Source organism: Streptomyces litmocidini (genome assembly GCF_014649755.1).
Classification (GTDB): Bacteria; Actinomycetota; Actinomycetes; order Streptomycetales; family Streptomycetaceae; genus Streptomyces; species Streptomyces litmocidini.
Genome location: NZ_BMTQ01000007.1, coordinates 326470 through 353021, shown reverse-complemented (window position 1 = coordinate 353021; position 26552 = coordinate 326470). Strand labels below are relative to the sequence as shown.

Here is a 26552-nt window from a genome sequence, read left to right as displayed (position 1 = left end):
CACGGCCGGGGGCTGAGGCAGCGGTGACGACTTTCGACCAGAGGACCAGGGTGCACGCCTTCCGGGACGACGCCCTGGGAGAACACGACGCCGTCGGACTCGCCGAGGCCATCCGGCGCGGCGAGGTCGGCGCCGCCGAGGCCGCCCGGGACGCGGCCGAGCGGGTGAGGGCCGTCGAGGAACGGCTCCACGCCGTCCAGACGCACGTCGACGCCCCCGTGCCCGGCGCCGCGACCGGCGGCGCCCTCGCGGGCGTCCCGACCTTCGTCAAGGACAACACCGACCACCAGGGGTTGCCCACCGGCCACGGCAGCGCGGCCTTCACCCCGGGCCCGGCGCGACGGCACGCGCCCTTCGCCCGGCAGTTCCTGAGCACCGGCGTCACGGTGCTCGGCAAGACCCGGCTGCCCGAGTTCGGCTTCAGCCCCACCACGGAGTACGAGGCCGCCGAACCCGTCCGCAACCCGTGGCACACCGGCCACTCCGCGGGCGGCTCCTCGGGCGGCAGCGCGGCCCTCGTCGCCGCCGGAGCGGTACCGATCGCCCACGCCAACGACGGCGGCGGCTCCATCCGGATCCCCGCCGCCGCCTGCGGGCTCGTCGGCCTCAAGCCCACCCGGGGCAGGGTCGTGCCCAACGACCAGAGCCGCCGACTGCCCCTGGACCTCGTCGTCGACGGCGTCGTGAGCCGTTCCGTACGGGACAGCGCCGCGTTCCTCGCCGCCGCCGAGACGCACTGGCGCAACCCGAAGCTGCCGCCCCTCGGCCTGGTCGAAGGCCCCTCCGGGCGACGGCTGCGCATCGGATTCCTGCTGGACTCGCCGAACGGCGTCGCCTCCGACACCGTCACCCGGGAGGCCGTCACGGAGACGGCGACGACGCTCGAACGGCTCGGCCACAGCGTGGAACCCGTCGAGATGACCATCGACCCGCGCTTCACCGAGGACTTCCTCACCTACTGGGGGATGCTGTCGTTCCTCCTCGGCGCCACCGGCCGGACCCTCGGCGCGGACTTCGACCGGCACCGCATGGACGGCCTCAGCCGCGGCCTGCGCGCCACCTACCTGGAGAACTGGCGGCACACCCCGGGCGTGCTGCGGAGGCTGAAGCGCACGAAGGTGGCGTACGCGGCGGCGTTCCGGGGACTCGACCTCCTCCTCACCCCCGTCCTCGCCCACCCCGCACCGCCGATCGGCCGTCTCGCACCGACCGTGCCCTACCCGGAGCTCGTCGAACGGATCCTCGCGTACGTCGCGTTCACCCCCGTCGACAACGTGGTCGGCACCCCGTCGATCTCGCTGCCCAGCACCCGGACGACGGACGGCGGACTGCCCGTCGGCGTCATGTTCTCCGGCCGCCCCGGCAGCGAACGGACCCTGCTGGACGTGGCGTTCACCCTGGAGGCGGACCGTCCGTTCCGCCGGATCCAGGACGGCCTCGTCTAGGGGACGACCCGTTCGGCGAGGCGCGCCATGGCACGCTCCAGCTCCCGGCGCGCCCCGAACGGGACCAGCGCGGCGCGCCCCGGGACGCGGACGCCGCCGGTGAGCGCCACCCGGGTCCGGCCGCCCTCGTCCACCGCCGCCATCCCGATGACCAGGAACCGGCTCTGCAGCCAGCACCAGCCCGGCCGCAGCACGCCGTGGAAACGGGCCCGCAGGCCGTAGCGGCTGCGGGCGAGGGCCTCCACCCGGTCGCCGTCCCTGCGCAGCACCCGCACCGACCGCATGTCGGGCTGGAACTCCCCGAAGCCGCCCTCCAGATCGCCCATGACGCCCCACACCACGTCGAGCGGCACGGGCAGCACCCGCTCCACGATCCTCGCCCCCCGGACACCGGCGCCCATGACCCGCAGCCGCCGGACGTCGTCGATCACCACCCCGTCACCGTCGTTCACGCGGACCACGCCCTTCGGAAGCTCTGCCGTGCCCGGTGCAACCGGGACTTCGCCGTGCCGGCCGGCACCCCGAGGAGCGCCGCCGCGGCCTCCTCGTCCATCCCCTCGACGTCCCGCAGCACGAGCACCGCCCGGTGCGCGGGCGACAGCCGGGCCAGGACGTCGTCGATGTCGGCGGCCAGCTGCGGATCACCCCGCTCCGGCACGTCCGGGAGCTCCGCGGGCCGCGCCCGCGCCGCCCGCCCGGCCACCCGCACCGCCTCCCGTACGGAGATCGCCCGCACCCACCCGTACAGCGCCTCGGGCTCCCGCAGCGACCGCAGCGAGGTGAAGACGGCGACCAGGGCCTCCTGGGTGGCGTCCGGTCCGTCCTCCAGGGCGATGGGCCGGCAGATCCGGGCGATGTACGGGGTGAGGTGGTCGAGCAGGTCGTGCAGGGCCAGGGTGTCCCCGCGCCGGGCGGCCCGGACGAGCGCGACGCCCCGGTCGACGGGACCGTCGGCCTCAGCGGGCGGCACGCAGCGCCGTCCAGCCGAAGAACAGGCTCAGCGGCGTGTACAGCAGCGCGTTCAGCCACGGGAAGGCCGCCCCGGAGCCCTCCCGGCCCACGACGATCCACACCAGACCGGCCGCTCCGCGCACCAGCATCCCGCAGGCCGCTGCGTACGTGACGAGGCGGGGGAGCCGGCGACCGCGCACCCCGCGCGCGTGCGCGGCCACGGCCACCGCGGCGCCCCCTTCGAGAACGGCCAGCGGCAGCACCACCGCCGGCCCGAAGGGCACGACGCTGCCGAGGACGGCGAGCGAGAGGCTCCGCTCGTCGGCGGCGGGCCAGGTCAGACCGGTCGCCCAGTAGACGTGCGTCAGTGCGAGGACGGCGAGCAGCGCGGCGACGGCACGCCCGCCGGCCGCCGCACGAGGCCGCTGGATGTCGATGACCGCCATGGGGTCCCCTCCGTATCGGGATGGTGAACGAGCCCGGACCCGGCGCCACGGGACGCCGACACCTGAAGGAGGACCCGAACCGCGAGGGGGTTCCCTGTGATACGGCTCACACGCGCCCGCCCGTCGCCTTCCCGACGCCGGCCACCCGTGCCCGCTCCGGCGGCCGGGCCGGCCCCGGACCGCCGGCGGCAGGCCGGCGCAACGCCGGGCGAGCTCCAGGGCGGCCCCGGGTCCGCGGTCCGCCCGCGACTCCCCGACGGGCGTGCGCGGCAGGCCGACCGCGTCGCCGGTCCCCAGCGGCTCCACGGTGAGCCGCACATCGGCGTCGAGGCCGGGCGGGCGCTGCCGTCCCGCCACGAGGACGCGGCTTCCCGGCCCCGCGGGCAGCGGCGGACGGATCTGCTCGGCGCTCCGGGCACCGTCCACGACGAGCCGCGGCCGCAGCCCGCATGCCGCCCTTCGCGCCGGCGGCACCGCGACCGGCTCGGACGCCCGCGGTTCGGGTGATCCCGCACGGGGCCGCTCCCGCCTCAACTATGTTGGTGACGTGGACCAGTTGATCACCGAAGATCCGACGAGCATCGGCCCCTACCGCCTCATCGCCCGGCTCGGCGCGGGCGGGATGGGACTGGTGTACCTCGGCCGGTCCGAAGCGGGGCGGACGGTCGCCGTGAAGGTGGTGCAGGCCGAGCACGCCCAACACCCCGAGTTCCGGAGGCGCTTCGCGCGCGAGGTGGAGGCCGCCCGCCGGGTCGGCGGCGAATGGACCGCGGCCGTGCTCGACGCCGACACCGACGCGCCGGTGCCCTGGGTCGCGACCCAGTACATCCCCGGCCCCGACCTGACCACCGTGGTGGCGAAGGAATTCGGCCCGCTGCCCGAGCACTCGGTCCGCGTCCTCGCCAACCGGCTCGCCGCGGCACTGCGATCCGTGCACGCGGCGGGACTGATCCACCGCGACCTGAAACCGTCCAACGTGCTGGTGACCGTCGACGGGCCGCGCGTGATCGACTTCGGCATCGCGCGGGCGATGGACGGCCTCGGCGGAGACAGCCTCCACACCCGTACGGGCATGCTGATCGGCTCGCCGGGCTTCATGTCGCCCGAGCAGGTCCGCGGGCTCGAACTCACCCCGGCCAGCGACGTGTTCTGCCTGGGAGCCGTCCTGGTGTACGCCTCCACCGGCCGGCTCCTCTTCGGCGCCACCGGCAGCGGCCTCGGCGCCCACCTGTTCCGGATCGCGGAGGACGAGCCGGACCTGACGGGCGTGCCGGACTCGCTGCTCGATCTCGTACGGGAGTGCCTGCACAAGGATCCGGCCCTGCGACCGACACCCGCCGACGTGGCGGCGCGCACGGCGACGGACCGGGACGAGGAGTGGCTGCCCGGCGCCGTCCTCGCCCGACTGGGCCGACACGCGGCCCGGTTGCTGGACTTCGCACCCGAGGCGCGGGTGACGCCGCAGGACCCCCGGATCCCCGCCCAGCACCGGGCCGACCCCGGACCGTCGCTCCCTCCGCACCCCGCGTACTCCCCGACGGCGCCGGCGGGCCACGGCCCGGTGCCGCCGGGCTTCGGGCCGCCCGTCGGCGCCGCGTCCGGCGCCCGGGGGGCGCCCACCACCCCGACCGGCCAGGCCGGGCCGTCGCCCCGCCGGTGGTGGGGCCTGGCCTTCGCGGCGGCGGCGCAGTTCCTGGTCCTCGTCGGCGCCGCGAGCACGAACGTGGTGCTGCCCACCATCCAGGCCGACCTCCGGATCTCCGTCGAAGACCTCCGGCTGGTGACCCTCGCCCACGGGCTCGCCCTCGGCGCCCTGCTCCTGCTCGGCGGACACCTCACCGATCTCCTGGGCCGCAGGCGGACGGCGTTCATCGGCCTTGCCGGCTTCGCCCTCGCCTCCGCGCTCGGCGGAGCGGCCCCCTCCGCCGGCGTGCTCATCACGGCGCACGCCCTTCAGGGCGTCTTCGCCGCGCTGCTCTCCGCGGCCGCGCTCGCCCTGCTGGGCGGCGGCTTCACCGACCCGAAGGAGCGCGGCACCGCCTTCGGTGTCTACGCCGTGATCGCCGGCGGCGGCACGGCCGTCGGCGTGTTCACCGGCGGCTGGCTGGCCGAGACCCTGAGCTGGCGCTGGTGTCTGTACGCCGCGGTCCCGCTCGCCCTGGTCGCGGTGGTCCCGGCCGCCCTGCTGGCGGACGACCGGCCGGTCCGTGCCTCCGCCCGGCTCGACGGACCGGGCCTGCTGCTCGGCACCGGCGCGCTGGCCGCCCTCACCTTCGGCCTCGACCGGGCCCAGGAGGTCCAGGGCATGAACGCCCGTGGCTGGACCGCGCCCACGACCGTCGTCCTCCTGCTCGCCGGCGTGGCCCTGCTGGTGGCCTTCGTGTGGTGGCAGACCCGGGCGAGCACCCCGCTCGTCCCGCTCCGCTTCTTCCGGGAGCGGGACCGGGCCGTCTCCCTCCTCGTCCTCGGGCTCGTCGGCCTGAGCACCCCGCCCCTGTTCCTGATCCTGTCCCTGTACCTCCAGACCGCCCTCGGCCGCAGCCCGTCCCGGACGGGCCTCGACCTGCTGCCCATGGCCGGTGCCGTCCTCGTCGCCGCCCAGATCTCCGGCCGTCTCCAGGCCCGGCTGGCACCCCGCCACCTCGTCGTCCCGGGCCTGGTCCTCGCGGCCGTCGGCACGGCTCTCCTGACCGGCCTGGAGGCCTACGGCTCGTACGCCGCCGTGGTCCTGCCCGGGATCCTCCTCGTCGGCCTGGGCCTCGGCCTGGCCCTGGGGCCGCTGCTCGCCACCGCGACCGGCGCGAGCGGCCCGCAGGGCTCCGGCGGCACGGCGGGGGCGGTCCTCGCGGTCCAGGGCCTCGGCGGCCGGCTCGCCGTCCCGCTGTCCGGCAGCGTCGTCGCCGCGGTGGCCTCGGGCCGCCTCGACGGGGTGACGGGCCTTCCGGAGGGGGTGCGGCGCGGCGGCGTCCTGATCAACCCGGAGGGCCTGCCGGAATCCCTGTCCCCGCTCATCAAGCAGGCGAACACGGCCGTCCTGGGCGGTTACTCCGTCGTCCTCTGGTCGACGGCCGGTCTCCTGGTCCTCGCGAGCCTCCTGACGGGCCTGCTGGTCACGACGAGGGCCCCGGGGCGGGGCTGACACGCCTCGCCCCGGTCGCGCCGATTGGCCTTTCCGCAACTCCCCGAGGTAGAAAGCTCCGTCGATCAATCATGATCACGACATCGAGCTCTCTGCATTCGGGGGAATGGAAGAATGACCTCAACTCGCCGTGTCCTCAGCGCGATGGCGCTTCTCGCCGCCCTGGGCGGCGTCGCCGCCTGCGGCCCGGAGGACCCCACCGCCGGAGGCCCGGCCGGAGGTTCCGGCAGCGGCGCCTCGCCGTCGGCCACGGCGTCCACGACATCGGGCCCCGGCGAGGCCGGAGACGGCGCCCCGGCCGACGACGTCGACGGTGACGGAAAGGGCGGCGACTGCGGCACGCCGCCGACGCTGCCCGCCGGCCACCTGAAGCTGAAGGTCCGGCTGATGCGCGACGCCGGCGGCTTCGAGGCCGCGGAGGCCAAGCCGCACTGCACGCCGAACGACTGGATCTACGGCGCAGACGAGGGGGACCCGACCAAGCACTACGTCCTCCCCGAGAACGTCGAGGCCTCCCTGGCCCTGGCCGCCGGCCCCGGCCAGACGAAGCGGGTCGACCACGAGCAGCTGGCCCTGCACGTCGACCGCTGCCTGGCCCAGGAGAACGGAGCCCCCGATGACTACCCCAAGGTGGAGGAGCCCTACGGCTGCTACGGCAACGTCTACGAGGTCACGCTGAACGCCAAGGGCGAAGTGGAGACCATGAAGGAGATCTGGAGCGTCTGACGGCGCCGGCCGACCCGGCCGGAGCCCGGACGCCCGCCGTCCGGCCGGAGTTCGCAGCTCCGCCGTCCGGCCGGAGTCCGGACTCCGGCCGGACGGTCTTTCCAGCGCCCGGGGGACTTCGCCGTCACGGGGCTCGACGAAGGGCCGTCGTGTCGGGGCCGTGGCTCCGGGACGCGCCGAGCCGTCCGGTCAGCCGCCCCGCCGGATCTTCGCCGCCCGGCGGGCCTCCGCCGTCCTGCGCGCCTCGGCCGCCCGGCGGGACTCGTTCTTCGCGCGCCCCGGACGGCCCGGGACGGTGCCGATGCCCCGGAAGGCCGCACCGCCGCGCCGGTCCCCCTCCTGACTCGGCGCACTGCCCTCGACCGGCGCGCCCGAGGGCTTGCGGGCGCCGGTGATGCGGGTCAGCTCGGCCTCGCCGGAGCGGACCCGGGTCTCGCGGGGGCGGATGCCGGCCTCCGTCATGAGGCGGGCCACGTCACGGCGTTCCTCGGGCGTGACCAGCGTGACGACGAGGCCCGACTCGCCCGCGCGGGCGGTGCGCCCGCCGCGGTGCAGGTAGTCCTTGGAGTCGGCGGGCGGGTCGACGTTGACGACCAGGTCGAGCTCGTCGACGTGGATGCCGCGGGCCGCCACGTCCGTGACGACCAGGACGGGAACCTCGCCGCTCCTGAAGCGCTCCAGGGTCCTGGTCCGCAGCGGCTGCGACTTGCCGCCGTGCAGCGCCGCGGCCCGCACGCCGCTGCCGAGGAGGTGCTTGGCGAAGCGGTCGACGGAGGCCTTGGTGCGCATGAACATGATCACGCGCCCGTCGCGGGCGGCGATCTCCGTGGCGGTGGCGAACTTGTCGGCGCCGTGCACGTGCAGCACGTGGTGCTCCATGGTGGAGACGGCGGCGGTCGAGGGGTCGACGGAGTGGCCGGCCGGGTCCTGGAGGTAGCGCTCGACCAGCTGGTCGACATCACGGTCGAGCGTGGCCGAGAACAGCATCCGCTGGCCGCCGCCCGGCACCCGGTCGAGCAGCTCCGTGACCTGGGGCAGGAAGCCCATGTCGGCCATCCGGTCGGCCTCGTCGAGGACGGTGACGGCCACCCGGTCGAGACGGCAGTCCTTGCGCTCGACGAGGTCCGTGAGCCGGCCCGGGGTGGCGATCAGGACCTCGACGCCGTCGCGCAGCTCCGTGGCCTGCCGTCCGATCGACATGCCGCCGACCACGGTCGCCAGGCGGAGCCCCAGGGCCTCGGCGTACGGGGTGAGGGCGTCGGCGACCTGCTGGGCCAGCTCGCGGGTGGGGACCAGGACCAGGGCGAGCGGCTTGCGGGCCTCGGCCCTGCGCCCGGCGGTGCGGGCGAGGAGCGGCAGGCCGAACGCGAGCGTCTTGCCGGAGCCGGTCTGTCCGCGCCCCAGGACGTCGCGGCCCGCGAGGGCGTCCGGGAGCGTGGCGGCCTGGATCGGGAAGGGCGTCTCGACGCCGCGGCGGGTGAGCTCCGCGAGCAGGTCGGCCGGCAGGTCGAAGGCGGCGAAGGTCACGGCCGCCGCGGAGGCGTCCTTGTGGGGCGTGGTGTTCATGCGGCACCTGGTCCGTGGGGAAGTCCGGTAAACACGACGGGCCGGGGCCCCCACCACACGGGTGGGGGCCCCGGCCGCGTCGGACGTGTCAACGTCAGGCGGGGACGATGTTCTCCGCCTGCGGGCCCTTCTGGCCCTGCGTGACGTCGAAGGTCACCTTCTGGCCTTCCTGGAGCTCACGGAAGCCGGAGGTGGCGATGTTGGAGTAGTGGGCGAACACGTCCGGGCCGCCACCCTCCTGCTCGATGAAGCCGAAGCCCTTTTCCGAGTTGAACCACTTCACGGTGCCAGTAGCCATGTCTTGTCTCCTTCGGGGCGTAGCCCTGGGAACCGCACTGTGCGGATCCCGGCGTCGCCGTGATGATTGCCCCGTCCGGAAAACTGCACCGAAAACACATCAAGTGCCTGACGATGTCGAATCGTCGGAGGCACTTGTAAGTTCAATGGGAACCACGACTGCAACTGATCTCCACTGTAGCACGGTTCCGGCGGCCGCGCATGAAGAATGTCCGATTTGCCGCGAGGGTGAACGTGACCGTGACGAGCAGCGCCCAGGCGCCGAACTTGGTGAGGGGGACCGGCCGCCAGCCGTCCAGCTGGTCCGGGTAGCTCCAGGCGCCGACGTACGTGGCCGCGTTCTCGGCGACCCAGAGGAAGAAGCCGATCAGGACGAAGGACAGGGCCAGGGGCATCCGGTGGTCGCTCCCGCCGACCCGGAACCGGACCCGGGTCCCCGCCGTCGCGGCGAGCAGCAGCACGGCCAGGACCCAGCGGGCGTCGGGCAGCCAGTGGTGGGTGAAGAAGTTCACGTACACGGCCCCGGCGAGGACCGCCGTGATCCGGGGCCGGTAGCCCGTGAGCCGCAGGTCGAACAGGTGCCAGGCGCGGCAGACGTAGCTGCCGAGCGCCGCGTACAGGAACCCGCCGTACAGCGGCACGCCGCCGAACTTCGTCAGGGCCTCCTCCGGATAGCTCCACGAGCCCATCCGCACCTTGACCAGCTCGAAGAGGAGGCCGATGGCGTGGCACCCGGCGATCACGGCGACGTCCCGGCCGCTGTCCCAGCCGACCTTCCACGCGAGGACGGTGAGTCCGACGCCGTACAGGAGCAGCAGGTCGTAACGGGCGACCGGCAGTTCGGGCAGCAGGGCCGAGACGCCGATGCCGCCGACGAGCGCGACGGCGAAGGCGCAGCAGCGCGCCTCCAGGACCGCGAAGCGCAGCAGCTGGCGCATGCCGTGGGTGAGCTTCTCCATGGCGGGAGGGACGCCGGCGGGCCGTGATCGGTTCGCGGCCCCCGGCGGAGGGGGAACGGCGGCGCGCCGCACCCCGGAGAGGGGGTGCGGCGCGCCGCCGTGCCGTCGGACGCGGTGGAGATCAGACCGCCGGGGACGGGAAGGTCGGGTACTCCACGCCGGAGACGTGCTGGACGACCCGGATGACCTGGCACGAGTAGCCGAACTCGTTGTCGTACCACAGGTACAGGATCGCGTTGTCGCCGTCGACCTTGGTCGCGCCGGCGTCGACGATGGACGCGTGGCGCGAGCCCACGAAGTCCATCGAGACGGCGTCGGGGGCCGTGGTGAAGTCGATCTGGCGCTTCAGCGGCGAGTGCAGCGAGACGTCGCGGAGGTACTCCAGGACCTCCTCGCGGGTGGTCTCGCGGCCCAGGCGCAGGCTCAGGATGGCGATCGAGACGTCCGGGACGGGGACGCGGATCGAGCTGCCGGTGATCGGCGCCTTCAGGTCGGGCAGCGCCTTGGCCACGGCGGAGGCGGCGCCCGTCTCCGTGATGACCATGTTGAGCGGCGCGGAGCGGCCGCGGCGGTCGGCCTTGTGGTAGTTGTCCAGCAGGTTCTGGTCGTTCGTGAACGAGTGGACGGTCTCCACGTGGCCGCGCAGCACGCCGTACTCGTCGTCCATGGCCTTCAGCGGCGGGACGATCGCGTTGGTGGTGCAGGAGGCGCAGGACAGGATCTGCTCGTCCGGCTTCACCGTGTCGTGGTTGACGCCGTGCACGATGTTCGGCACGTCGCCCTTGCCGGGCGCGGTCAGGACGACCTTGTCGATGCCGGGGCGCAGGTGCTTGGAGAGGCCCTCGCGGTCCCGCCACTTGCCGGTGTTGTCGATGAGGATGGCGTTCTCGATGCCGTACGCCGTGTAGTCGACCTCGGAGGGGTCGTTGGCGTAGATCACCTTGATGGTGTTGCCGTTGGCGACGATGGTGCCGTTCGCCTCGTCGACCGTGATCGTGCCCTGGAACTGGCCGTGGATGGAGTCGCGGCGCAGCAGCGAGGCGCGCTTCACGAGGTCCTGGTCGCCGCCGCCGCGGACGACGATCGCGCGCAGGCGCAGACCGTTGCCGGAGCCGGCCTTCTCGATGAGGAGGCGGGCGACGAGGCGGCCGATGCGGCCGAAGCCGTAGAGGACGACGTCGCGTCCGTCACGGCGCTCGATCTTGTTCTCGCCGATCGCGCCCGCGACGGCCTCGGCGGTGAACTCCGCCACCGAGAGGCCGCGGTCGTCGGTCTTGTAGTCGGCGGCCAGCACGCCGATGTCGATCTGGCACGGGCCCAGGTCGAGCGTCGTGAGCGTCTCGAGGAACGGCAGCGTCTCGGTGACCGAGAGCTCCTCGCCGTCGATCTGCCGGGCGAAGCGGTGGGTCTTGAGGATGCTGACCACCGACTTGTTCACCAGGGAGCGGCTGTGGACCAGGACGGTGACGTCCTGCTCCCGGTGCAGCTTCCCGATGATCGGGATCATCGACTCCGCGATCTCCTCGCGGTTCTTCCAGCTGGTGAACGAGTCGTCATTGACAGTCACAAGATTATCTTTCGAGCTAGGCGGCGCTCATATGGTAACCCCCGGCCGGTTTGATCAATCAAGGGGTCCCGAACCGTACGATGGGGCACGTCGGGAGCCGCCGCTGTCGGGCGGACCCACCTACCAGGACGCGGGGGCATGGTGGTGAAGTTCGGGCTGCTCGGATCACTCGTCGTCCACGACGGGACGGAGCTGCGGCCTGTGTCCGGCCCCAAGGTCCGGTTCCTCCTCGCCGCACTGCTCCTCCAGGCCAACCGCACGGTGTCCCGGGACGCCCTCAAGGAAGCCCTCTGGGGCGACTCGATCCCCGCCAGCGCCGACGCGGCCCTCGCCAACCACCTCACCAGGCTCCGCCGCGTCCTCGCCGCCGCCGACGGCGGGACCGACGAGCGGCTGCGCACCGTCGCCCCCGGCTACCAGCTGATCGTCCACGAGGGCGAACTCGACGCCGACGCCTTCGAGGCCCGGGTCCGGGCCGTGCGGCAGGCGCACCGGCGGGAGGACTGGGAAGCGGTCCGCAGGGAGGCCGCCCTCGCCATGCCCCTGTGGCGCGGCACCCCCCTGGCGGACCTCGCGCCCTTCTCCGACACCGAGGGGCCCGCGCTCCGTGTGCACCAGCTCGTGGAGGCACGCCTCCAGGCCCTCGAATGGAGCTTCGACGCCGAGCTGTGCCTCGGCCGCCACCACGAGGCGGTCGCCCCGCTCGCCACCCTGGCGGGGGAACACCCGCTGCGCGAGGGCTTCCACCGGCGCCTCATGCTCGCCCTCCACCGCTCCGGCCGCCAGGCAGAGGCCTTCTCCGTCTTCCACCGGCTGCGCCGGAACCTGGTCGACGAACTCGGCACGGAACCCGGCGCCGCCGTCCGGGAGGCCTACGCGGAGATGCTCGCGGTCGAACCCGCGCCCGCCCCCGCCCCCCGCTCCGCTCCGGTCCGCACGCCCTTCCAGCTGCCCTGCGAGAGCGAGGCCTTCACGGGCCGGGAGACGGAGGCGGCGACCGTGATGGCGCTGCTGGGAGTACGGCCCGAGGACGGCGGGCCGGAGCCCGCCGGAGCGGTCGGCGCCCCGGCCCGGGGCGCCGGTCCCGGCGCGGAAGGCGACAGCGGCACGCCCGAGGACACGGACGCGACGTCTGACGGCGCCGGCCGCGGAGGCGCGGGCATCGGCCTCGGCGGGGCCGGCGGTACGGGCCGGGGCGCCGGCCTCCGCGCGGGCGCGGCCCCCGGGGGAGTCGGCGGGCCGGGCGCGGGCCCGGGTGTCGGCGGTGGGGGCGGGGAGAGCGGCCTCCGCACGGGCACGGACACGGAGGGTGCCGCCCGCGCGGCCACGGGCGCCGACCCGGGCGGGGCCCGTGGTACGGGCGGGGGCGCCGGTCTCCGCACGGGCACGGACCCCGGAGGGACCGGCCGTACGGGCGCGGGCGTCGACGCCCCCGCGGCCGGCCCCGCGGGCGCGGGCACGGACGCCCACGCCGCCGGCCCCGCGGGCGCGGGTACGGGCGGCGGGACCCGGAACGGGGCCGCTCGGGCCCGGACCGTCGTGATCTCCGGCATGGGCGGGGTCGGCAAGACCGCTCTCGCGATGCACGTGGCACACCGGGTGCGCGAGGCCTTCCCGGACGGCGCCCTCTACGCCGATCTGCGCGGCTACGGCGCCGGCGGCGCGCGCACGGCCCACGAACTCCTCGCCCGGTTCCTGTCCGACCTGGGCGTCCACCAGGACGCCCTGCCCGAGGACACCGACGACCGCGCCCTCCTCTTCCGCTCGGCGCTCGCCGAGCGCCGCGTGCTCCTGGTCCTCGACAACGCGCGCAACGCCGCCCACGTCGCCCCCCTGCTGCCGGCCGGCGGGCACAGCGCCGCCCTGATCACCAGCCGCCAGCTGCTCGCCGACCTGCCGCGTTCCGCCAGGGTCCCGCTGTCCCCGCTGCCCGAGCCCGACCAGTACGCGCTCCTCGCCAAGCTCGCCGGCGCCGAGCGGGTACGGAGCGAGCCCGAGGCCCTGGCCGCCATCATGGCCGCCTGCGGAGGCCTGCCGCTCGCCCTGCACATCGTCGGCGGCCGGCTGGCCTCCCGGCCCTCCTGGCCCCTCGCGCTCCTGGCGAAACGACTCACCCCCCACCAGGGCCGGCTGGACACCCTCGCCATGGGGGAGTTCGACGTCCGCCGCACCTTCGCCATGAGCTACGTGGCCATGCGGGACAGCGAACAGACCCTGGAGCGCGAGGCCGCCCGCGCCTTCAGGCTCCTGGGCCGGGTGTGGCCGGCCCACGCGGTCACCCCGCAGTCCGCCGGGGCGCTCCTCGACGTCACGGAGGCCCGGGCCGCCGCCGTCCTCGACGTCCTCGCCGACGCCCACCTCGTCCTCAACCCCGAGCCCGACCGGTACCTGCTGCACGACCTGCTCGGCGAGTACGCGGCGCAGCGGGACGAGGAGGACACCGAGCAGGAGCGCACCACGGCCCTGATCCGGCTGCTCTCCTGGTACGCCGCGGCCCTCGCCGCGGCGACGGCGGCCGCCACCCGCGAGACGCAGTCCCCGCCGCCGCTCGACGGGGAGACCGTGAAGGACCTGTCGCTGCCCGAGTTCGCGGACGACGAGGAGGCGATCCGGTGGACCGCGAGGGAGCTGCCGGCCGTCCGGGACGCCCTCACCCGCGCCGGGGAACTCGGCCGCTCCGACCTCGCCTGGCGGATCGCGGTGGGCCTCTTCGGCCACGCGAGCACGCACTGGTGGACGGGGGAGTGGGACGCCTGCCTGGAGCAGGCCATGGACATCGCCCGGCGGCACGGCGACCGGTTGGGGCAGGCCTGGCTGCACCGGCGCACGGCCGTCGCCCACGGCATGGCCTTCCGGAACGAGGCCTGCCTGGAGCACCTCAGGATCGCCCTGGACCTCTTCACCGAGCGCGCGGACCTCACGGCCCAGGCGTCGATCCTCGGCAACATGTCGGCGCTGTACCTGCAGGCCGGAGACCCCGAGCAGGCCCTCGTCCACGCCGAGCGCTCCCGCGACCTCTACCTCCGCGGCGCGCTCCACAGCCCCCGCGGCGAGGCGCTCCTCCTCAGCCGGATCGCGGACGTCCACAAGACGCGCGGCGAGCCGGCCCTGGCGGCCGCGGGCTACCGGCAGGTCATCGAGCTGATCAGGGGGACCGGACACGGGGTGTTCCTCGCCACCGCCCTCACCAACTACGGCGACGTGCTGCGCCTCCTCGGCGAGCGGGACGAGGCCTTCGAGGTCCTGGCGGAGGCGCTCGCCATCCGGCTCCGGATGGACGACCACGGGGGCACGGCCGACTGCCTGGTCTTCACGGCCCGGGCCCACCACCACTTCGGGGAGTGGGACGCGGCCCGCGAGACCTGGGAGCGGTGCCTGGAACTCGCCCGCCGGTACGACATCGCCCAGCGGATCGACGAGTGCCTGGAGGGCCTGAAGGCCCTCGCCTCCCAGGCCCTGGCGTCCCGACCGGACACGCCCCCCGGCCCGTAGGGGCGCGGGGCCTTCCCCGGGGGGGCCTCCCTCAGGGACGGGGGCCTCCCCCGGGGACGAAGGCCTCCCCCGGGGACGGGGGGCCTTCCCGGGGTGTCCTGCCGGTCGGGCCTCGGGGGGTGTCCTGCCGGTCGGACCCCGGGGGGCCTGCCGATCGGGCCGGATCAGGGAGCGGCGTCCGTCACCGGGCGGACGCGCGGCGCTCCCGGACGGCGGCGAGGCGCTCCTCCAGCGCCGCCCGGCGCCCGGGCCACTCCTCGGCGACGATCGAGAAGACGGCGGAGTCCCGGAGGCGGCCCTCCTCGCCCGGGGCCCAGGAGGCGGCCCAGTTGCGCAGGACGCCCTCGAAGCTCGCGCCGACGCCCGCGATCGCGGCCCGCGAGCGGGCGTTGCGGGCATCGGTCTTGAGGTCGACCCGGGCCACGCCCCAGTTCTCGAAGGCGTGCCGGAAGAGCAGGTACTTGGCCTCGGTGTTCACCCCGGTGCCCTGGGCGGAGGCCGCGAGCCAGGTGTAGCCGATCTCGACCGCGCACAGGCCCTCCCCGGAGGGCCACGGGCGCGGGTCCAGGAAGGCGGTGGCGCCGACCACCCGGCCGGTCGCCGGGTCGGCCTGGACGTACGGGATGACCCCGCCGTCGGCGGCGCGGCCGAGCTGCGCGTCGACGTAGGCCCCGGCCTCCTCCCGGCGCGGCACCCAGGTGAAGCCGTACGAGTCCCTGTTCTCCTCCGCCGCCCGCGCGAGGCCGGCGGCGTGGTGGTGCCCCAGCGGCTCCAGGCGGACGAACGCGCCCTCCAGAACCGGCCCTTCCAGCGTGAAACCCATCAGTCCGCACTCCGTACGCGTCGAGCTGTCCGAGATCGTCCGATCAGGGTGCAGGGTCGCAGGGCGGAGGCCCGGGCGGCACCTCGATTTCGCCCGGTGCTCAGGCGAAGGCGAGGGCCCGGAAGTCGTTCCTGACCCGGGTCAGCGGGCCGGGGTCCCGGGTGAGGCGGAGCCGGTTGGTGAGCAGGACGGCCCAGCGGCCGCGGGCGGGCGACACCCACAGGGCCGTGCCGGTGAAACCGAAGTGCGCCCAGACGTCCTCCGCCGGTGCCGTGCCCGGCGCCGGGTGCCAGAACAGCCCGCGCGGCGGGACGAGCCGCCCGGTGCGGACCCGCAGCGAGGCGGCCGTCCACCCGGCGGAGAAGGTGCCGGGCACCGGGACGAGCAGGTGGCGCAGGAACCGGCCGGTGTCGGCGGTGGTGGTGAAGACCCCCGCGATCCCGCAGGCGCCGCCGAGGAGCCGGGCCGAGAAGTCGTGGACGGTGCCCCGGAGCGGGGCGCCGCCCTCCTCGTCGTACTCGGTGGGCGCGCACCGTTCCCGGGCCTCGGCGGGCAGCGGCCCGTACCGGGTCTCCGTCATGGCGAGGGGCGTCCAGACCCGGTCCCGGGCGAGCCGGGGGAGGGGCTGCCGGGTGAGGTGCTCGGCGAGGTAGCCGAGGACCAGCGCCGCCCGGTCGGTGTACGCGACGGCCCCGCCGGGCCGGTGTCTCAGGGGCTCGGCGAGGACGCCGTCGCGGACGTCCTGCGGATCGGAGCCGTACAGGTGCCGGAGGTTGGCGCGGAGCGGCAGGCCGGCGGTGTGGGTGAGGAGGTGGTGCGCCGTCGCCCCGGCGAGCGGCCGGCCCGCGGCCTCGGGCCAGTACGAGCCGAGCGGGGCGGACAGGTCGAGCTTCCCGGCGTCGACGAGCGTGCCGACGACCGCCCAGACCGCGAGGATCTTGGTGAGGCTCGCGACGTCGAAGAGGGTGTCCGGGCGCGTCGGTTCGCCGGGGTGCGCCGGGTCGAGCAGTCCGACCGCCCCGGACGAGAGGGTCGTGCGGGCGTCACCCACGGCCCATGCGGCGCCCGGGTACGTGCCCGTCCGCGCCGCCTCGCCGAGGAGCCGCTCGAAGGGGTCGCTGCGTTCTGCCAAGGCGTGCCTCCGACGGTCCGGGGAGGTTCGGGGCGGCCCGTCGGGAGACCGACGGGCCGCGCTCCGAAGTCATGCCCCGGGCGTACCGGAAGACACCCTTCCGTCAGTGGCCTTCGCCCTCCGGGGCGGTCGGCACGCAGGTCACCTCGTCACGCGGGGTGTAGTGGGTCTTGTAGGTCTCCCGCTTGACCTCGACGCCGTCGTTCTTGAAGACGCGGTCCACCGAGATGTCGAAGCCCTCCAGGGGCGTCTGCGGCACGCAGGCCTTGCCGGTGCCCTCGCGCTTGGCGGGCTGCGTGATGTTCGTGCGCGGCCCGGCGACCGCCTCGACGGAGTCGTACTTCTTCGTGCCGAGGAAGCTCACGGTGACCGAGGAGTCCGTGGCGCTCGCCTTGATGTAGATCGGCTTGCCCGTGTCGTTGCGGAACTTCAGGTCGAGCGAGCCCCAGGCGACGGTCGCCTCCCGGCCGGCCGGGTAGCGCTCGATGTAGAAGGAGTGGGCGCCGTGCTCGACGGGCTGCACCCCCGCGAAGAACATGGCGTTGTAGACGGTGGTGGCCATGGCCGACACGCCGCCGCCGGGCGCGGAGCGGTAGGAGCCGTCGAGGATCATCGTGCCGTCGACGAAGCCGTTGTCCGGGGTCCGCTCGCCGACCGTCTTGTTGAAGCTCCACACCTCGCCCGGCTGCACCAGCGAGCCGTTGATGAGCTCGGCGGCCCGGCCGATGTTCGTCGTCCGGTACGGCGCGGTGGGGAAGTTCACCGTGAACGTCGACATCTGCTCGGTGATGCCCAGCCGGGCCAGCGAGGCGGAGGTCAGCCCGGGCTCGGTGACCGTGGTGGCCACCGGAGCCGTACGGGCCGCCTCGCCCGTTCTGGTGAGCAGCGGGCGCACGGCGTCGCCCAGGGCCTTCGCGGTCACCTCGTGACCCGGCCGGCCCTCCGACTCCACGACCACCTTGCCGTCCCGCACCCCGAGGGAACCCTCCACCGGCGCGTTCGTCAGCGAGGCGAGCGGCCGCGCCACGTCCGGGTCGCGGCGCAGCGCCTGCTCGTCGAGGGCGGCGGTGAGACGGCCGCCGTCGTTCTTGACGCTGAGGTGGTCGGCGAGCGTGTAGGGAGAGATCCGCAGCCGCTGGCCGGCCGCCGTGAGCGTCACGGGGCCGGAGACGGCGGGCTTCGCGTACGCGTCCAGGAAGCGGGACACCTCGGTCGCGGGCAGCTTGGGCTCGGTCACCGAGACGGGGAGCGTCACCGCGGCGGCGCCCGTGGTGACCGGGTAGGCCGCGCGCAGGGACTCGGCGGCGCGGTCCGTGTCCAGCTTGCTGCCCGTGACGGGCCGGGTCGCGACGGCCTTGCCGTCCCGGAAGGCGACGGACCCCTCGCGGACCGCCCGGTCGTTCCGCTCGGCCAGGTCGGCCACGGCGGCCCGGGTCTTGGCCTCGTCGTACGCGAGCACCGGCCGGATCTCACGCTCGTGGGAGGAGAACAGCCGCCCGATCACGGTGAACGGGTCGCGGGACGGGTCGGCCGCCAGGTCGGCGGTCTTCGCGACGTCCACGGTCAGGCCGGCGGAGGCCGGGTCCACGGTGGCGGCGCGGTCCCCGACCCGCACGGGTATCGGCGCCTTCCAGGACGCCGGGGCCGCGGCCGTCAGCCGGGCCCGGGCCTCGGCGCGGCTCATGCCGCCGATGTCCACGCCGTCGACCCGGGTGCCGGCGGATATGTCGTCCCCGGTGGCGGCCAGTCCCGCCACGTACAGGCCCCCCGCGGCGACGGCCACCACACCCGTCGCGATCACCGCCGTCCGAAGAAGCGGGCGGCGCCCCTCGCGGGGCGTCGGGGCAAGGTCGGTCCTGGAGCGGGGCACGCGCTCTCCCGGGGCGTCGAGGGACTGGGGCAACCACACGACGGTACGCCGAAAGAGTGTCTTATGCACATAAGGACGGTTTGACCTGCGGTGATACGGAGTGAGGCGAATGGGTCACGGAACGTACGCCCGAACGGGTGTGGACGGACACCACCGGCACCGCACGCCCGCTCGCACGAAGGCCTCCGAGCCCGGGGCCCGCCCCCACGGGCGGCGCCCCTCCCCGCACCCCGCCCGTGTGGGCAATCGTCCCGTTGTGCCCACCCTCCCCCAAGCTCTCGGCTCCGCTCGAGCAGGGGCCCCCTCGCCCCAGCGGAACGACTGCCCACAACGGCGGGGGTGGGCACCGCCCACAGCGGCGGGACGGGCGCAGCCCGCAACAGGGGCGGCGGGAGCGGAGGCGGGTGCCGGCCCGGAGGGTGCGGCCCACGACGGGGGCGCGGTCGCCCCGGGCCTAAGCTGGAGCGATGTCCCCCACCCCCGGCCCCCGGTCCGTCGAGCGAGCCCTCGCCGTGCTCGACGCCGTCGCCGACGCGGAGCGGCCCGTCGGGGCGAAGGCGCTGGCCCGGGAGCTCGGCTGCGCCCTCTCGACCGTCTACCACCTGACCGGCCCCCTCCTCGCCCGCGGCTACCTCGTCCGCACCGCCGAGGGATACGCGCCCGGCCCCCGCGTCCCGGCCCTGCACCGCTCCCACCAGCGCCACCACGGGCTCGGCGCCGGGACCGGTGAACTCCTGGGCAGGCTGCGGCGGGCCACGGGTGCCGAGGCGTACCACACCGCCTACCGCGACGGCCTGATCACCGTCGTCGACACCACCGCCCCCGTCACGGACGCCGGCCACCCCTTCGCGCCGGGCCCGGAGCCCCGCGCCCACGCGACCGCCCACGGCAAGGCGCTGCTCGCCGCTCTGCCGCGCCCGCTGCGCCGCCGTTATCTGGCGGAGCACGGCATGGCCCGCCTCACCGAGCGGACGATCACCAGCGCGGAGCGCTTCGAGGCCGAGGTGGACCGGGTGCGCGGCCAGGGCTTCGCCGTGTCCGTGGGGGAGGCCGACCTGGCGTACACCTGTCTCGCCGTCGCCCTGCCCGGCCGCGGCCGTGGCGACGGCATCGTGCACGCCCTGTCCGTCTCCCTGCCCACCGCCGAGTTCGGGCGGCGCCGGGGCGAGATCCGGGCCGCCCTGATCCGCGCGGTGCCCGACTTTCCGATCCTGCCGGAATCCTGAGCCGTCCCGCTCGCCCGCCGCCCCCGGCCGCCGCAGGATGGACCCATGATCTTCATCGCCGTACGGTTCACCGTCCGCCCCGACCACGCCGACCGCTGGCTCGACCTCGTCGACGAGTTCACCCGCGCCACCCGCGCGGAGCCCGGCAACCTCTTCTTCGACTGGTCCCGCAGCGTCGACGACCCGAACGTCTTCGTCCTCCTGGAGGCCTTCGCCGACGCGGAGGCGGGCGCCGCCCACGTCGCCTCCGACCACTTCACGACCGGGCTCTCCGCCATGGCCGACGCCATCGCCGCCACCCCCGAGATCATCAACGTCGAGGTCCCGCAGCAGGGCTGGGGCGCCATGGCCGAGCTCTCGCCGACCGGCGTCTGAGGAGCTCGGCCGACACCCCCGGGGCGCCCGGCCCCGCCTGATAGGTTCGCGTGGAACGTCACGTGGGACGCGGGCGGGGGCGGCGCCCCGAGGGGAGAGGCGGCACATGGCGGTGAGCGGGCGACAGACCGGCAGGCCCACCCTCGAGGAGGTCGCGGCCAGGGCCGGGGTCGGGCGCGGCACGGTCTCCCGGGTCATCAACGGCTCCCCGAAGGTGAGCGAACAGGCCAAGGCCGCCGTCGAACGGGCCGTCGCCGAACTCGGCTACGTCCCCAACCGGGCCGCCCGTGCCCTGGCGGGCAGTCGCACCGACGCCGTCGCCCTGGTGATCCCCGAGACCGAGGCGCGGCTCTTCGCCGAGCCGTACTTCCTCGACATCATCCGCGGGGTCAGTGCCGAACTCGCCTCCGCGGACAAGCAGTTGCTGCTGACCCTCATCCGCAGCGAGCAGGAGCGGCAGCGCTTCGAGCAGTACCTCGCCGCCCAGCGCGTCGACGGCGTCCTCCTCGTCTCCGTGCACGGCGACGACCCGCTGCCCGACCAGGTCCGCGCCCTCGGCCTGCCCGCCGTCCTCAACGGCCGCCGCACCGAGGCCGAGCGCGTCGCCTTCGTCGACTCCGACAACACCGGCGCCGGCCGGACCGCCGTCGCCCACCTCGCCGCCCGCGGCAGGCAGCGGATCGCGACCGTCACCGGCCCCCTCGACATGTACGTGGCCCGCTGCCGTCTCGACGGCTACCGCGAGGGCCTCACGGAGGCCGGACTCGCGCCCGACGAGACGCTCGTCGCCCACGGTGACTTCACCGAGGAGGGCGGCCGGCGGGCCATGCGGGAGCTCCTGGACCGCCGGCCCGACCTGGACGCCGTCTTCGCCGCCTCCGACGTGATGGCGGCGGGCGCGCGGAGCGTCCTGCGCGAGGCGGGCCGCCGGGTCCCGGAGGACGTGGCCCTCGTCGGGGTCGACGACTCGCCGGTCGCCCGGCTCATGGACCCGCCGTTGACGAGCGTGCGCCAGCCCATCGAGGAGATGGGCCGCACCATGGCGCGGATGCTCCTGGAGGAGATCGCCTCGCCCGGCGACGCGGGCGACCAGCCCCGCCGCATGCTGCCGACCGAACTCGTCGTCCGCGCCTCCTCCTGACGCCCACCCCTCCCGCCGGCCCCGCCGGTGCCGAGATGCAGCCCTTCCGGGGGCCCCGGAGAATGGACACCTACGGGGCCCGTATCCGCGAACAGGGCGCTCCCGACGGCGTCCGACCCGGCAAGGGGGCGGTGGACGATGTCGCTGCGCAGGCCGAACCGGCCGCCCGAGGCGCCCGGTGCGCTGCGCACCTCGATCCTGGTGTACCTCCTGCTCGTGGCCGCGCTGACCGTCGCGTACCTGGAGGTCCCCGCCCGGCACACCATCCTGTGGGCGCTCATCGGACTCAGCGGCGTCGCCGCCATCCTCGTCGGCGTCCGCCTGAACCGGCCGTCCCGGCGCTGGCCCTGGCTGGTGCTCGCCGCCGCCAACCTCACCTTCGTGGGCGGCGACACCGCCTACAACGCCCTGGAGGCCTTCTTCGGCCAGACCAGACCCTTCCCGTCCGTCGCGGACGCCCTCTACCTGGTCACCTACCCGCTGTTCGCGATCGGCCTCTTCGGGTTCATCCGCTACCGGGCGGTGGGCCGCGACCTCGGCGTCGTCCTCGACGCGCTGATCCTCACCTCGGGGCTCGCGCTGCTCTGCTGGGTCAACCTCATCACCCCGCTCGCCAGGAGCGAGGACATGACCTGGGCGGAGAAGGCCATCTCCATCGCGTATCCCCTCGGCGACGTGCTGATGCTCGCGATGCTCGCCCGGCTCCTCGTCCCCGGCGGGCTGCGCTCCCGGGCCGTACAGCTCCTCACCCTCGGCACCTGCGGCATCCTCGCCTCCGACGTCGTCTACGGCATCAAGCAGCTCGACGGCACCTGGCAGGTCGGCACCCCCTGGGACCTCGGCTGGGTCGTCTTCTTCACGGCCTGGGGCCTCGCCGCCCTCCACCCCTCCATGACCGGACTCACCGAACGCGCCCCCGAACCGGCCCCGCGCGTCGCCGAGCGGCGGCTCGCGCTGCTCGCCGGGGCCTCCCTCGTCGCCCCCGCCCTGCTGCTCCTCCAGTCGTTGCGCCACGCGCAGAGCAAGGACATCGCCGTCATCGCGATCTTCTCGGCCCTGATGTTCCTGCTGGTCCTCGCCCGGCTCTGGGGCATGATGAGCGACCACGGCAAGGCCGAGGCCCACGAGCGCAGCCTCCGGGTCGCCGCCGCCTCCCTCGTCGCCGCCCTCAGCCCCCGCGAGGTCGCCGGAGCGGTCGAGACGGCCTCCGCGACCCTCTTCGGCGCCGGCACCTCCCACCGGGTCCTCCTCCTCGCCCGGGACCGCCGCGGCGGCCTCACCGCCGTGGCCACCCCGGAACACCCCTGGAGCTGCCGCACCGACGAGCTGATCCGGCCCCGCGGCACCCCCTGGCCCGAGCTGGTCGCCGAAGGCGCCCGGCTGCTCCCGCTGACCCGGCTCGACCCGTCCGTCGCCGCCGAGATCACGCCCGAGACCCACGTCCTGCTCTGCCCCCTGCAGCTCCAGGCCCCCTCCGGAGGCGAACCGCTGCTCGGCGTGCTGCTCTTCGCGGGCCCCGAGAAGAAGCTCGCGGAGATCTCGGGCCCCGCCCAGTCCCTCGCCTCCCAGGCGGCCCTGGCCCTCGAACGCTTCGGGCTCAGCGAGGAGGTCAACCGCCGCACCAGCGAGGCCTACTTCCGCACCCTCGTGCACAACACCTCGGACGTCATCCTGATCCTGGACGACGACGACACCATCCGGTACGCCAGCCCCTCGGCCGAGTCCATGTTCGGCCGCTCCCTGCTCCCCGGCACGCCGCTCACCGAACTCCTCGCCCCCACCGACACGGCGAGCGCCCTGCGCCTCGTCGCCGACGCGCGCGCCCGCGGAGCCGCCGACGCCCGGGACGACTGGAAGCTGGTGCACGGCGGCTCCGGAGAGCTGGAGGCCGAGGTCCGGTGCAGCAACCTGCGCGACGAGCGCACCGTCCACGGCCTCGTCCTCACCCTCCGCGACGTCACCGAGCAGCGGAAACTGGAGCGGGAACTGACCCACCGGGCGTTCCACGACTCGCTCACCGGCCTCCCCAACCGGGTCCTGCTCCTCGAACGCATCGAGCGGGCGCTGCTCCGCGGCCGCCGCGAGTCCACCCTGACCTGCATGCTCTTCGTCGACATCGACGACTTCAAGGTCGTCAACGACACCATGGGGCACTCCGTCGGCGACGAGCTGCTCGTCGCCGTCGCCCGCCGCCTGACCTCGGTCCTGCGGCTCACCGACACCGCCGCCCGGCTCGGCGGCGACGAGTTCGCCGTCCTCATCGAAGGGGCGCGCGAGCCCCGCGACGCCGAGGCCCTCGCGGCCGAGATCGTGCACACCCTGGGCCGGCCGTTCACCCTCACCGACGGCGCCGTCTCCGTGTCGACCAGCGTCGGCATCGCGACCGTGCTCGACAGCGCCCACGCCGAGGAACTCCTCGGCCACGCCGACCTCGCCCTGTACGCGGCCAAGGCCGCCGGCAAGAAGCGGTGGCGGCTCTTCCACCCCGAGCTGCACTCCCGGCTCGTCGCCCGCCACGAACTCCAGGCGGGCATGGACCGGGCCATCGCCGACCACGACTTCGCCCTGCGCTACCAGCCGATCGTCGAGGTGGACGGCGGAGCCCCGGCCGGTCTCGAAGCGCTCATCCGCTGGCCGCACGCCCGCCGCGGCATGGTGCCGCCCGACCAGTTCATCGCCCTGGCCGAGGAGAGCGGCCACATCATGCCGCTGGGCGCCTGGGTCCTGGAGCACGCGGCGCTCGACATCGCCCGCTGGCAGCGCGCCGACCCCGGCCGCGCCCCGCTGCGGGCCAACGTGAACGTCTCCGCCCGGCAGTTCCGCGACCCCGGCTTCCTCGAAGGGGTGCGGCGCGCCCTCCACTCCTCCGGACTCGCGCCCGGCTCGCTCGTCCTGGAACTCACCGAGACCGTCCTCATGCGCAGGGACGCCCAGACCGGGACCACCATGTCCGCCCTCAAGGACCTGGGTGTCGGGATCGCCATCGACGACTTCGGCACCGGCTTCTCCTCGCTCAGCTACCTCCGCGAGTTCCCCATCGACGTCCTCAAGGTCGACAAGTCGTTCATCGACGACATCACCACCGACCCGCAGCAGGTGGCGCTCGTGGAGGGCATCGTGCGCATCGCCGACGTCCTCGGCCTCCAGGTCGTCGCCGAGGGCATCGAGCACGAGGAACAACGGGCACTGCTCGCCGAGATGGGCTGCCGCTTCGGGCAGGGCTACCTCTTCGCCCGCCCCATGACCGCCCGCCAGGCCGAGTCCTATCTGCACCGCGCCCCGCCCGCCGCCCCCCGGCCCGCCACCCGTCGGGCCGTCCGGCCCGCGGGCCCCGCCTCGGCCGTCCGCGGCACCGCCCGGCCCCCGCGCGAGGCCCGCTGGCGGGACCTGGAACACCTCCAGCGGACCAGCCCCATGTGCGACGCCGTCATCGACGAGATCGACGGCCGCCGCATCCGGGTCGGCGACGACTGGCTCGTCGACTTCGCCTCCTGCAACTACCTCGGCTTCGACCTCGAACCCGCCATCATCGAGGCCATCGAACCCGAGGTCCGGCGGTGGGGCACCCACCCCAGCTGGTCCCGGCTCATCGGCAGCCCCCGGATCTACCCCCGCATCGAGGAGCGGCTCACCGAACTCCTCGGCGCCCCCGACACCCTGCTGCTGCCCACCATCACCCTCATCCACCAGTCCGTCATCCCACTCCTCGCCGGCACCGGTCAGGTCTTCGTGGAGGCACAGGCCCACCGCACCGTGTACGACGGCTGCGTCGGCGCGCGGGGACAGGGCGCCGAGATCCACCGCTTCCGCGCCGACCGGCCGGAGGAGCTGGCGGGCCTGCTGCGCGGCGCGCCCGCCGGGGCCGGCCGGCTCGTCTGCATGGACGGCGTCAACAGCATGACCGGCAACTATCCCGACCTGCCCGCCCTCGCCCGCGTCTGCCGGGAGAACGGCGCCCTGCTGTACATCGACGACGCCCACGGCTTCGGCGTCATCGGGGAGCGCCGCGCCGACGAGACCAGCCCGTACGGCTCGCGCGGCAACAGCATCGTCCGCCACCTCGGCGAGAGCTACGACGACCTGATCCTGGTCGGCGGCTTCTCCAAGGCCTTCTCCTCGCTGCTCGCCTTCCTCGCCGTACCGAAGTGGCTCAAGGACCATCTCAAGGTGGCGGCGGCCCCGTACCTGTACTCGGGACCCTCGCCGACCGCCTCGCTCGCCACCGCCCTCGCCGGACTCGACCTGAACGACGAGCGCGGCGACGAGATCAGGGCCCGCCTCCACCGCAGGACGGCCCGCGTCCTCGCCCACGTGCGGGGCCTGGGCATCGGCACTCCCAACACCGACGGGCTCCCGATCATCGAGATCCCCCTCGGCGACGCCGGGGACCTCGACGCCGTCGCCGCGTTCCTCTGGGAGCGCGGCATCTACGTGACGCTCGCGTCGTACCCGCTCGTCCCGCGCGACCGGGTCGGCTTCCGCGTCCAGATCACGGCCGCCAACACCGACGAGGAGATCGACCAGCTGTGCGCGGCCCTCACGGAGCTCGCCGCGCGGTTCGTCCTGCAGCCCGTCGCGGCCGTCCGTCCCGTCCCGGCCGGCCGGCCCGCGGAGGAGTGATGGGCCGGACCCCGCCGGGCCCCCCGGGGGCGGGCCGGGTGCGCCGCAACCGGGACGCCGACTGGAACGACTGGCCCGTCGCCGACTACCTCGCCGAGAACTACCGCGGGCTCCACCCCTGCGACATCGGCGTCATCCGCCACCACGCCGCCGTCTACCGGCGCTTCGCCCCCGGCGGTCTGCCCCGTACCCTGGAACTCGGCGCCGGACCCAACCTGTACCCGCTGATGCTCGCGGGCGCCGCGAGCCGCGGCGTCGACGCCCTCGAACCGAGTGCCGCGAGCGTGCGCTACCTGCGCGGACAGCTCGCCCACGGCGTCGACGACAGCTGGCGGCCCTTCTACGCCCTGTGCCGCTCCCTCGACCCCGGCCTCCCGGCGGACTGCGCGGAGGCGCTCCGCCGGGTGCGGGTCGTCCGGGGCACCGCCGACGACCTGGTCCCCGGGACCTACGACCTCGCCTCGATGAACTTCGTCGCCGAGAGCGTCACCGAGGACTTCGGCGAGTTCACCGCCCTCTGCGACGCCTTCGTCCGCGCCGTCCGCCCCGGCGGCACGCTCCTCGCCGCCTTCATGGAACGCATGCCGAGCTACCGCATCGGGTCCGGCCCGGTCTGGCCGGCCTGCCCGGTCGACGAGGCCGCCCTGCGGGCCGTGTTCGCCCCCCGTACCACCGGGCTGCGGATCGTCGGGCTCGCGAAGGACCGCACGCTGCCCGAGTACGGGGACACCGGCGTCCTGCTGCTCACCGCGGAACGGCCCGCCGCCTGACGCGTCC

General features: G+C 74.7%; 19 protein-coding genes. 9 read left to right on the top strand and 10 right to left on the bottom strand.

From position 1 onward, the window contains the following. Nucleotides 1–23: 23 nt before the first annotated feature. A complete protein-coding gene (locus IE180_RS18460) occupies nt 24–1445 on the top strand; it encodes an amidase (protein WP_190157969.1) in 1422 nt (473 codons plus the stop codon). Here IE180_RS18460 and IE180_RS18455 read toward each other — a convergent pair. From IE180_RS18455 to IE180_RS18445, 3 genes are read right to left on the bottom strand one after another with little or no spacing between them, the layout of a single operon-like run. Next, nucleotides 1442–1897, bottom strand: coding sequence for a hypothetical protein (locus tag IE180_RS18455; RefSeq protein WP_229860578.1), 456 nt, complete (start codon nt 1895–1897; stop codon nt 1442–1444). The two genes, IE180_RS18460 and IE180_RS18455, sit on opposite strands and share 4 nt — an antisense overlap. Next, a complete protein-coding gene (locus IE180_RS18450) occupies nt 1894–2415 on the bottom strand; it encodes an RNA polymerase sigma factor (RefSeq protein ID WP_190157967.1) in 522 nt (173 codons plus the stop codon). Before IE180_RS18450 ends, IE180_RS18455 begins: the two co-directional genes overlap by 4 nt. Next, entirely contained in the window at nt 2402–2842 is a 441-nt protein-coding gene (locus tag IE180_RS18445; protein ID WP_190157966.1) for a DUF3995 domain-containing protein, read from the bottom strand. The genes IE180_RS18450 and IE180_RS18445 overlap by 14 nt, the downstream gene beginning before the upstream one ends. A 547-nt stretch (nt 2843–3389) precedes the next feature. On the opposite strand from IE180_RS18445, the gene IE180_RS18440 reads away from it, so the two are divergent. Then, a complete protein-coding gene (locus tag IE180_RS18440) occupies nt 3390–5981 on the top strand; it encodes an MFS transporter (protein ID WP_190157965.1) in 2592 nt (863 codons plus the stop codon). Between the two features lie 114 nt (nt 5982–6095). Further along, nucleotides 6096–6707, top strand: a complete 612-nt coding sequence (locus IE180_RS18435) for a hypothetical protein (RefSeq protein WP_190157964.1) — start codon at nt 6096–6098, stop codon at nt 6705–6707. A 189-nt stretch (nt 6708–6896) separates the two neighbouring features. Here IE180_RS18435 and IE180_RS18430 read toward each other — a convergent pair whose 3' ends face one another. The 4 genes from IE180_RS18430 to IE180_RS18415 all read right to left on the bottom strand — a co-directional run bounded on the left by IE180_RS18430 (nt 6897) and on the right by IE180_RS18415 (nt 11096). Continuing rightward, nucleotides 6897–8273: a DEAD/DEAH box helicase gene (locus IE180_RS18430; protein WP_190157963.1), complete on the bottom strand. Its 1377-nt coding sequence runs from the start codon at nt 8271–8273 to the stop codon at nt 6897–6899. Nucleotides 8274–8367: 94 nt separating this feature from the next. Further along, nucleotides 8368–8571 carry a cold-shock protein gene (locus IE180_RS18425; RefSeq protein ID WP_003991681.1) on the bottom strand — a complete coding sequence of 68 codons (204 nt, stop codon included), beginning with the start codon at nt 8569–8571 and terminating at the stop codon, nt 8368–8370. A 142-nt stretch (nt 8572–8713) separates the two neighbouring features. Continuing rightward, the gene (locus IE180_RS18420) at nt 8714–9529 is read right to left on the bottom strand and encodes a DUF817 domain-containing protein (RefSeq protein ID WP_229860576.1); all 816 of its coding nucleotides are present in this window, start codon (nt 9527–9529) and stop codon (nt 8714–8716) included. A 121-nt stretch (nt 9530–9650) separates the two neighbouring features. Continuing rightward, nucleotides 9651–11096, bottom strand: a complete 1446-nt coding sequence (locus tag IE180_RS18415) for a glyceraldehyde-3-phosphate dehydrogenase (RefSeq protein ID WP_123458539.1) — start codon at nt 11094–11096, stop codon at nt 9651–9653. 138 nt (nt 11097–11234) lie between these two features. Between IE180_RS18415 and IE180_RS36495 the strand changes: the two genes are divergently transcribed. Further along, nucleotides 11235–14588, top strand: coding sequence for an AfsR/SARP family transcriptional regulator (locus IE180_RS36495; RefSeq protein ID WP_268255468.1), 3354 nt, complete (start codon nt 11235–11237; stop codon nt 14586–14588). Nucleotides 14589–14769: 181 nt separating this feature from the next. Here the strand turns inward: IE180_RS36495 and IE180_RS18400 are convergent, their stop codons facing one another. From IE180_RS18400 to IE180_RS18390, 3 genes are all read right to left on the bottom strand, one after another. Continuing rightward, a complete protein-coding gene (locus IE180_RS18400) occupies nt 14770–15411 on the bottom strand; it encodes a GNAT family N-acetyltransferase (RefSeq protein ID WP_190157962.1) in 642 nt (213 codons plus the stop codon). A 100-nt stretch (nt 15412–15511) separates the two neighbouring features. Next, entirely contained in the window at nt 15512–16543 is a 1032-nt protein-coding gene (locus IE180_RS18395) for a serine hydrolase domain-containing protein (protein WP_190157961.1), read from the bottom strand. Nucleotides 16544–16646: 103 nt separating this feature from the next. Beyond that, on the bottom strand, nt 16647–18413 hold the full coding sequence (locus IE180_RS18390; protein WP_190157996.1) for a VanW family protein: 1767 nt from the start codon (nt 18411–18413) through the stop codon (nt 16647–16649). Nucleotides 18414–18880: 467 nt separating this feature from the next. Here IE180_RS18390 and IE180_RS18385 point away from each other — a divergent pair, with 467 nt between their 5' ends. From IE180_RS18385 to IE180_RS18365, 5 genes are all read left to right on the top strand, one after another. Then, nucleotides 18881–19639 carry an IclR family transcriptional regulator gene (locus IE180_RS18385; protein WP_190157960.1) on the top strand — a complete coding sequence of 253 codons (759 nt, stop codon included), beginning with the start codon at nt 18881–18883 and terminating at the stop codon, nt 19637–19639. Nucleotides 19640–19684: 45 nt separating this feature from the next. Beyond that, on the top strand, nt 19685–20014 hold the full coding sequence (locus IE180_RS18380) for a putative quinol monooxygenase (RefSeq protein ID WP_190157959.1): 330 nt from the start codon (nt 19685–19687) through the stop codon (nt 20012–20014). A 106-nt stretch (nt 20015–20120) separates the two neighbouring features. Further along, nucleotides 20121–21155: a LacI family DNA-binding transcriptional regulator gene (locus IE180_RS18375; protein WP_190157958.1), complete on the top strand. Its 1035-nt coding sequence runs from the start codon at nt 20121–20123 to the stop codon at nt 21153–21155. A gap of 138 nt (nt 21156–21293) precedes the next feature. Then, nucleotides 21294–25775, top strand: coding sequence for an aminotransferase class I/II-fold pyridoxal phosphate-dependent enzyme (locus IE180_RS18370; protein ID WP_229860574.1), 4482 nt, complete (start codon nt 21294–21296; stop codon nt 25773–25775). Next, a complete protein-coding gene (locus tag IE180_RS18365; RefSeq protein WP_190157957.1) occupies nt 25775–26545 on the top strand; it encodes a class I SAM-dependent methyltransferase in 771 nt (256 codons plus the stop codon). Before IE180_RS18370 ends, IE180_RS18365 begins: the two co-directional genes overlap by 1 nt. Nucleotides 26546–26552 lie beyond the last annotated feature (7 nt).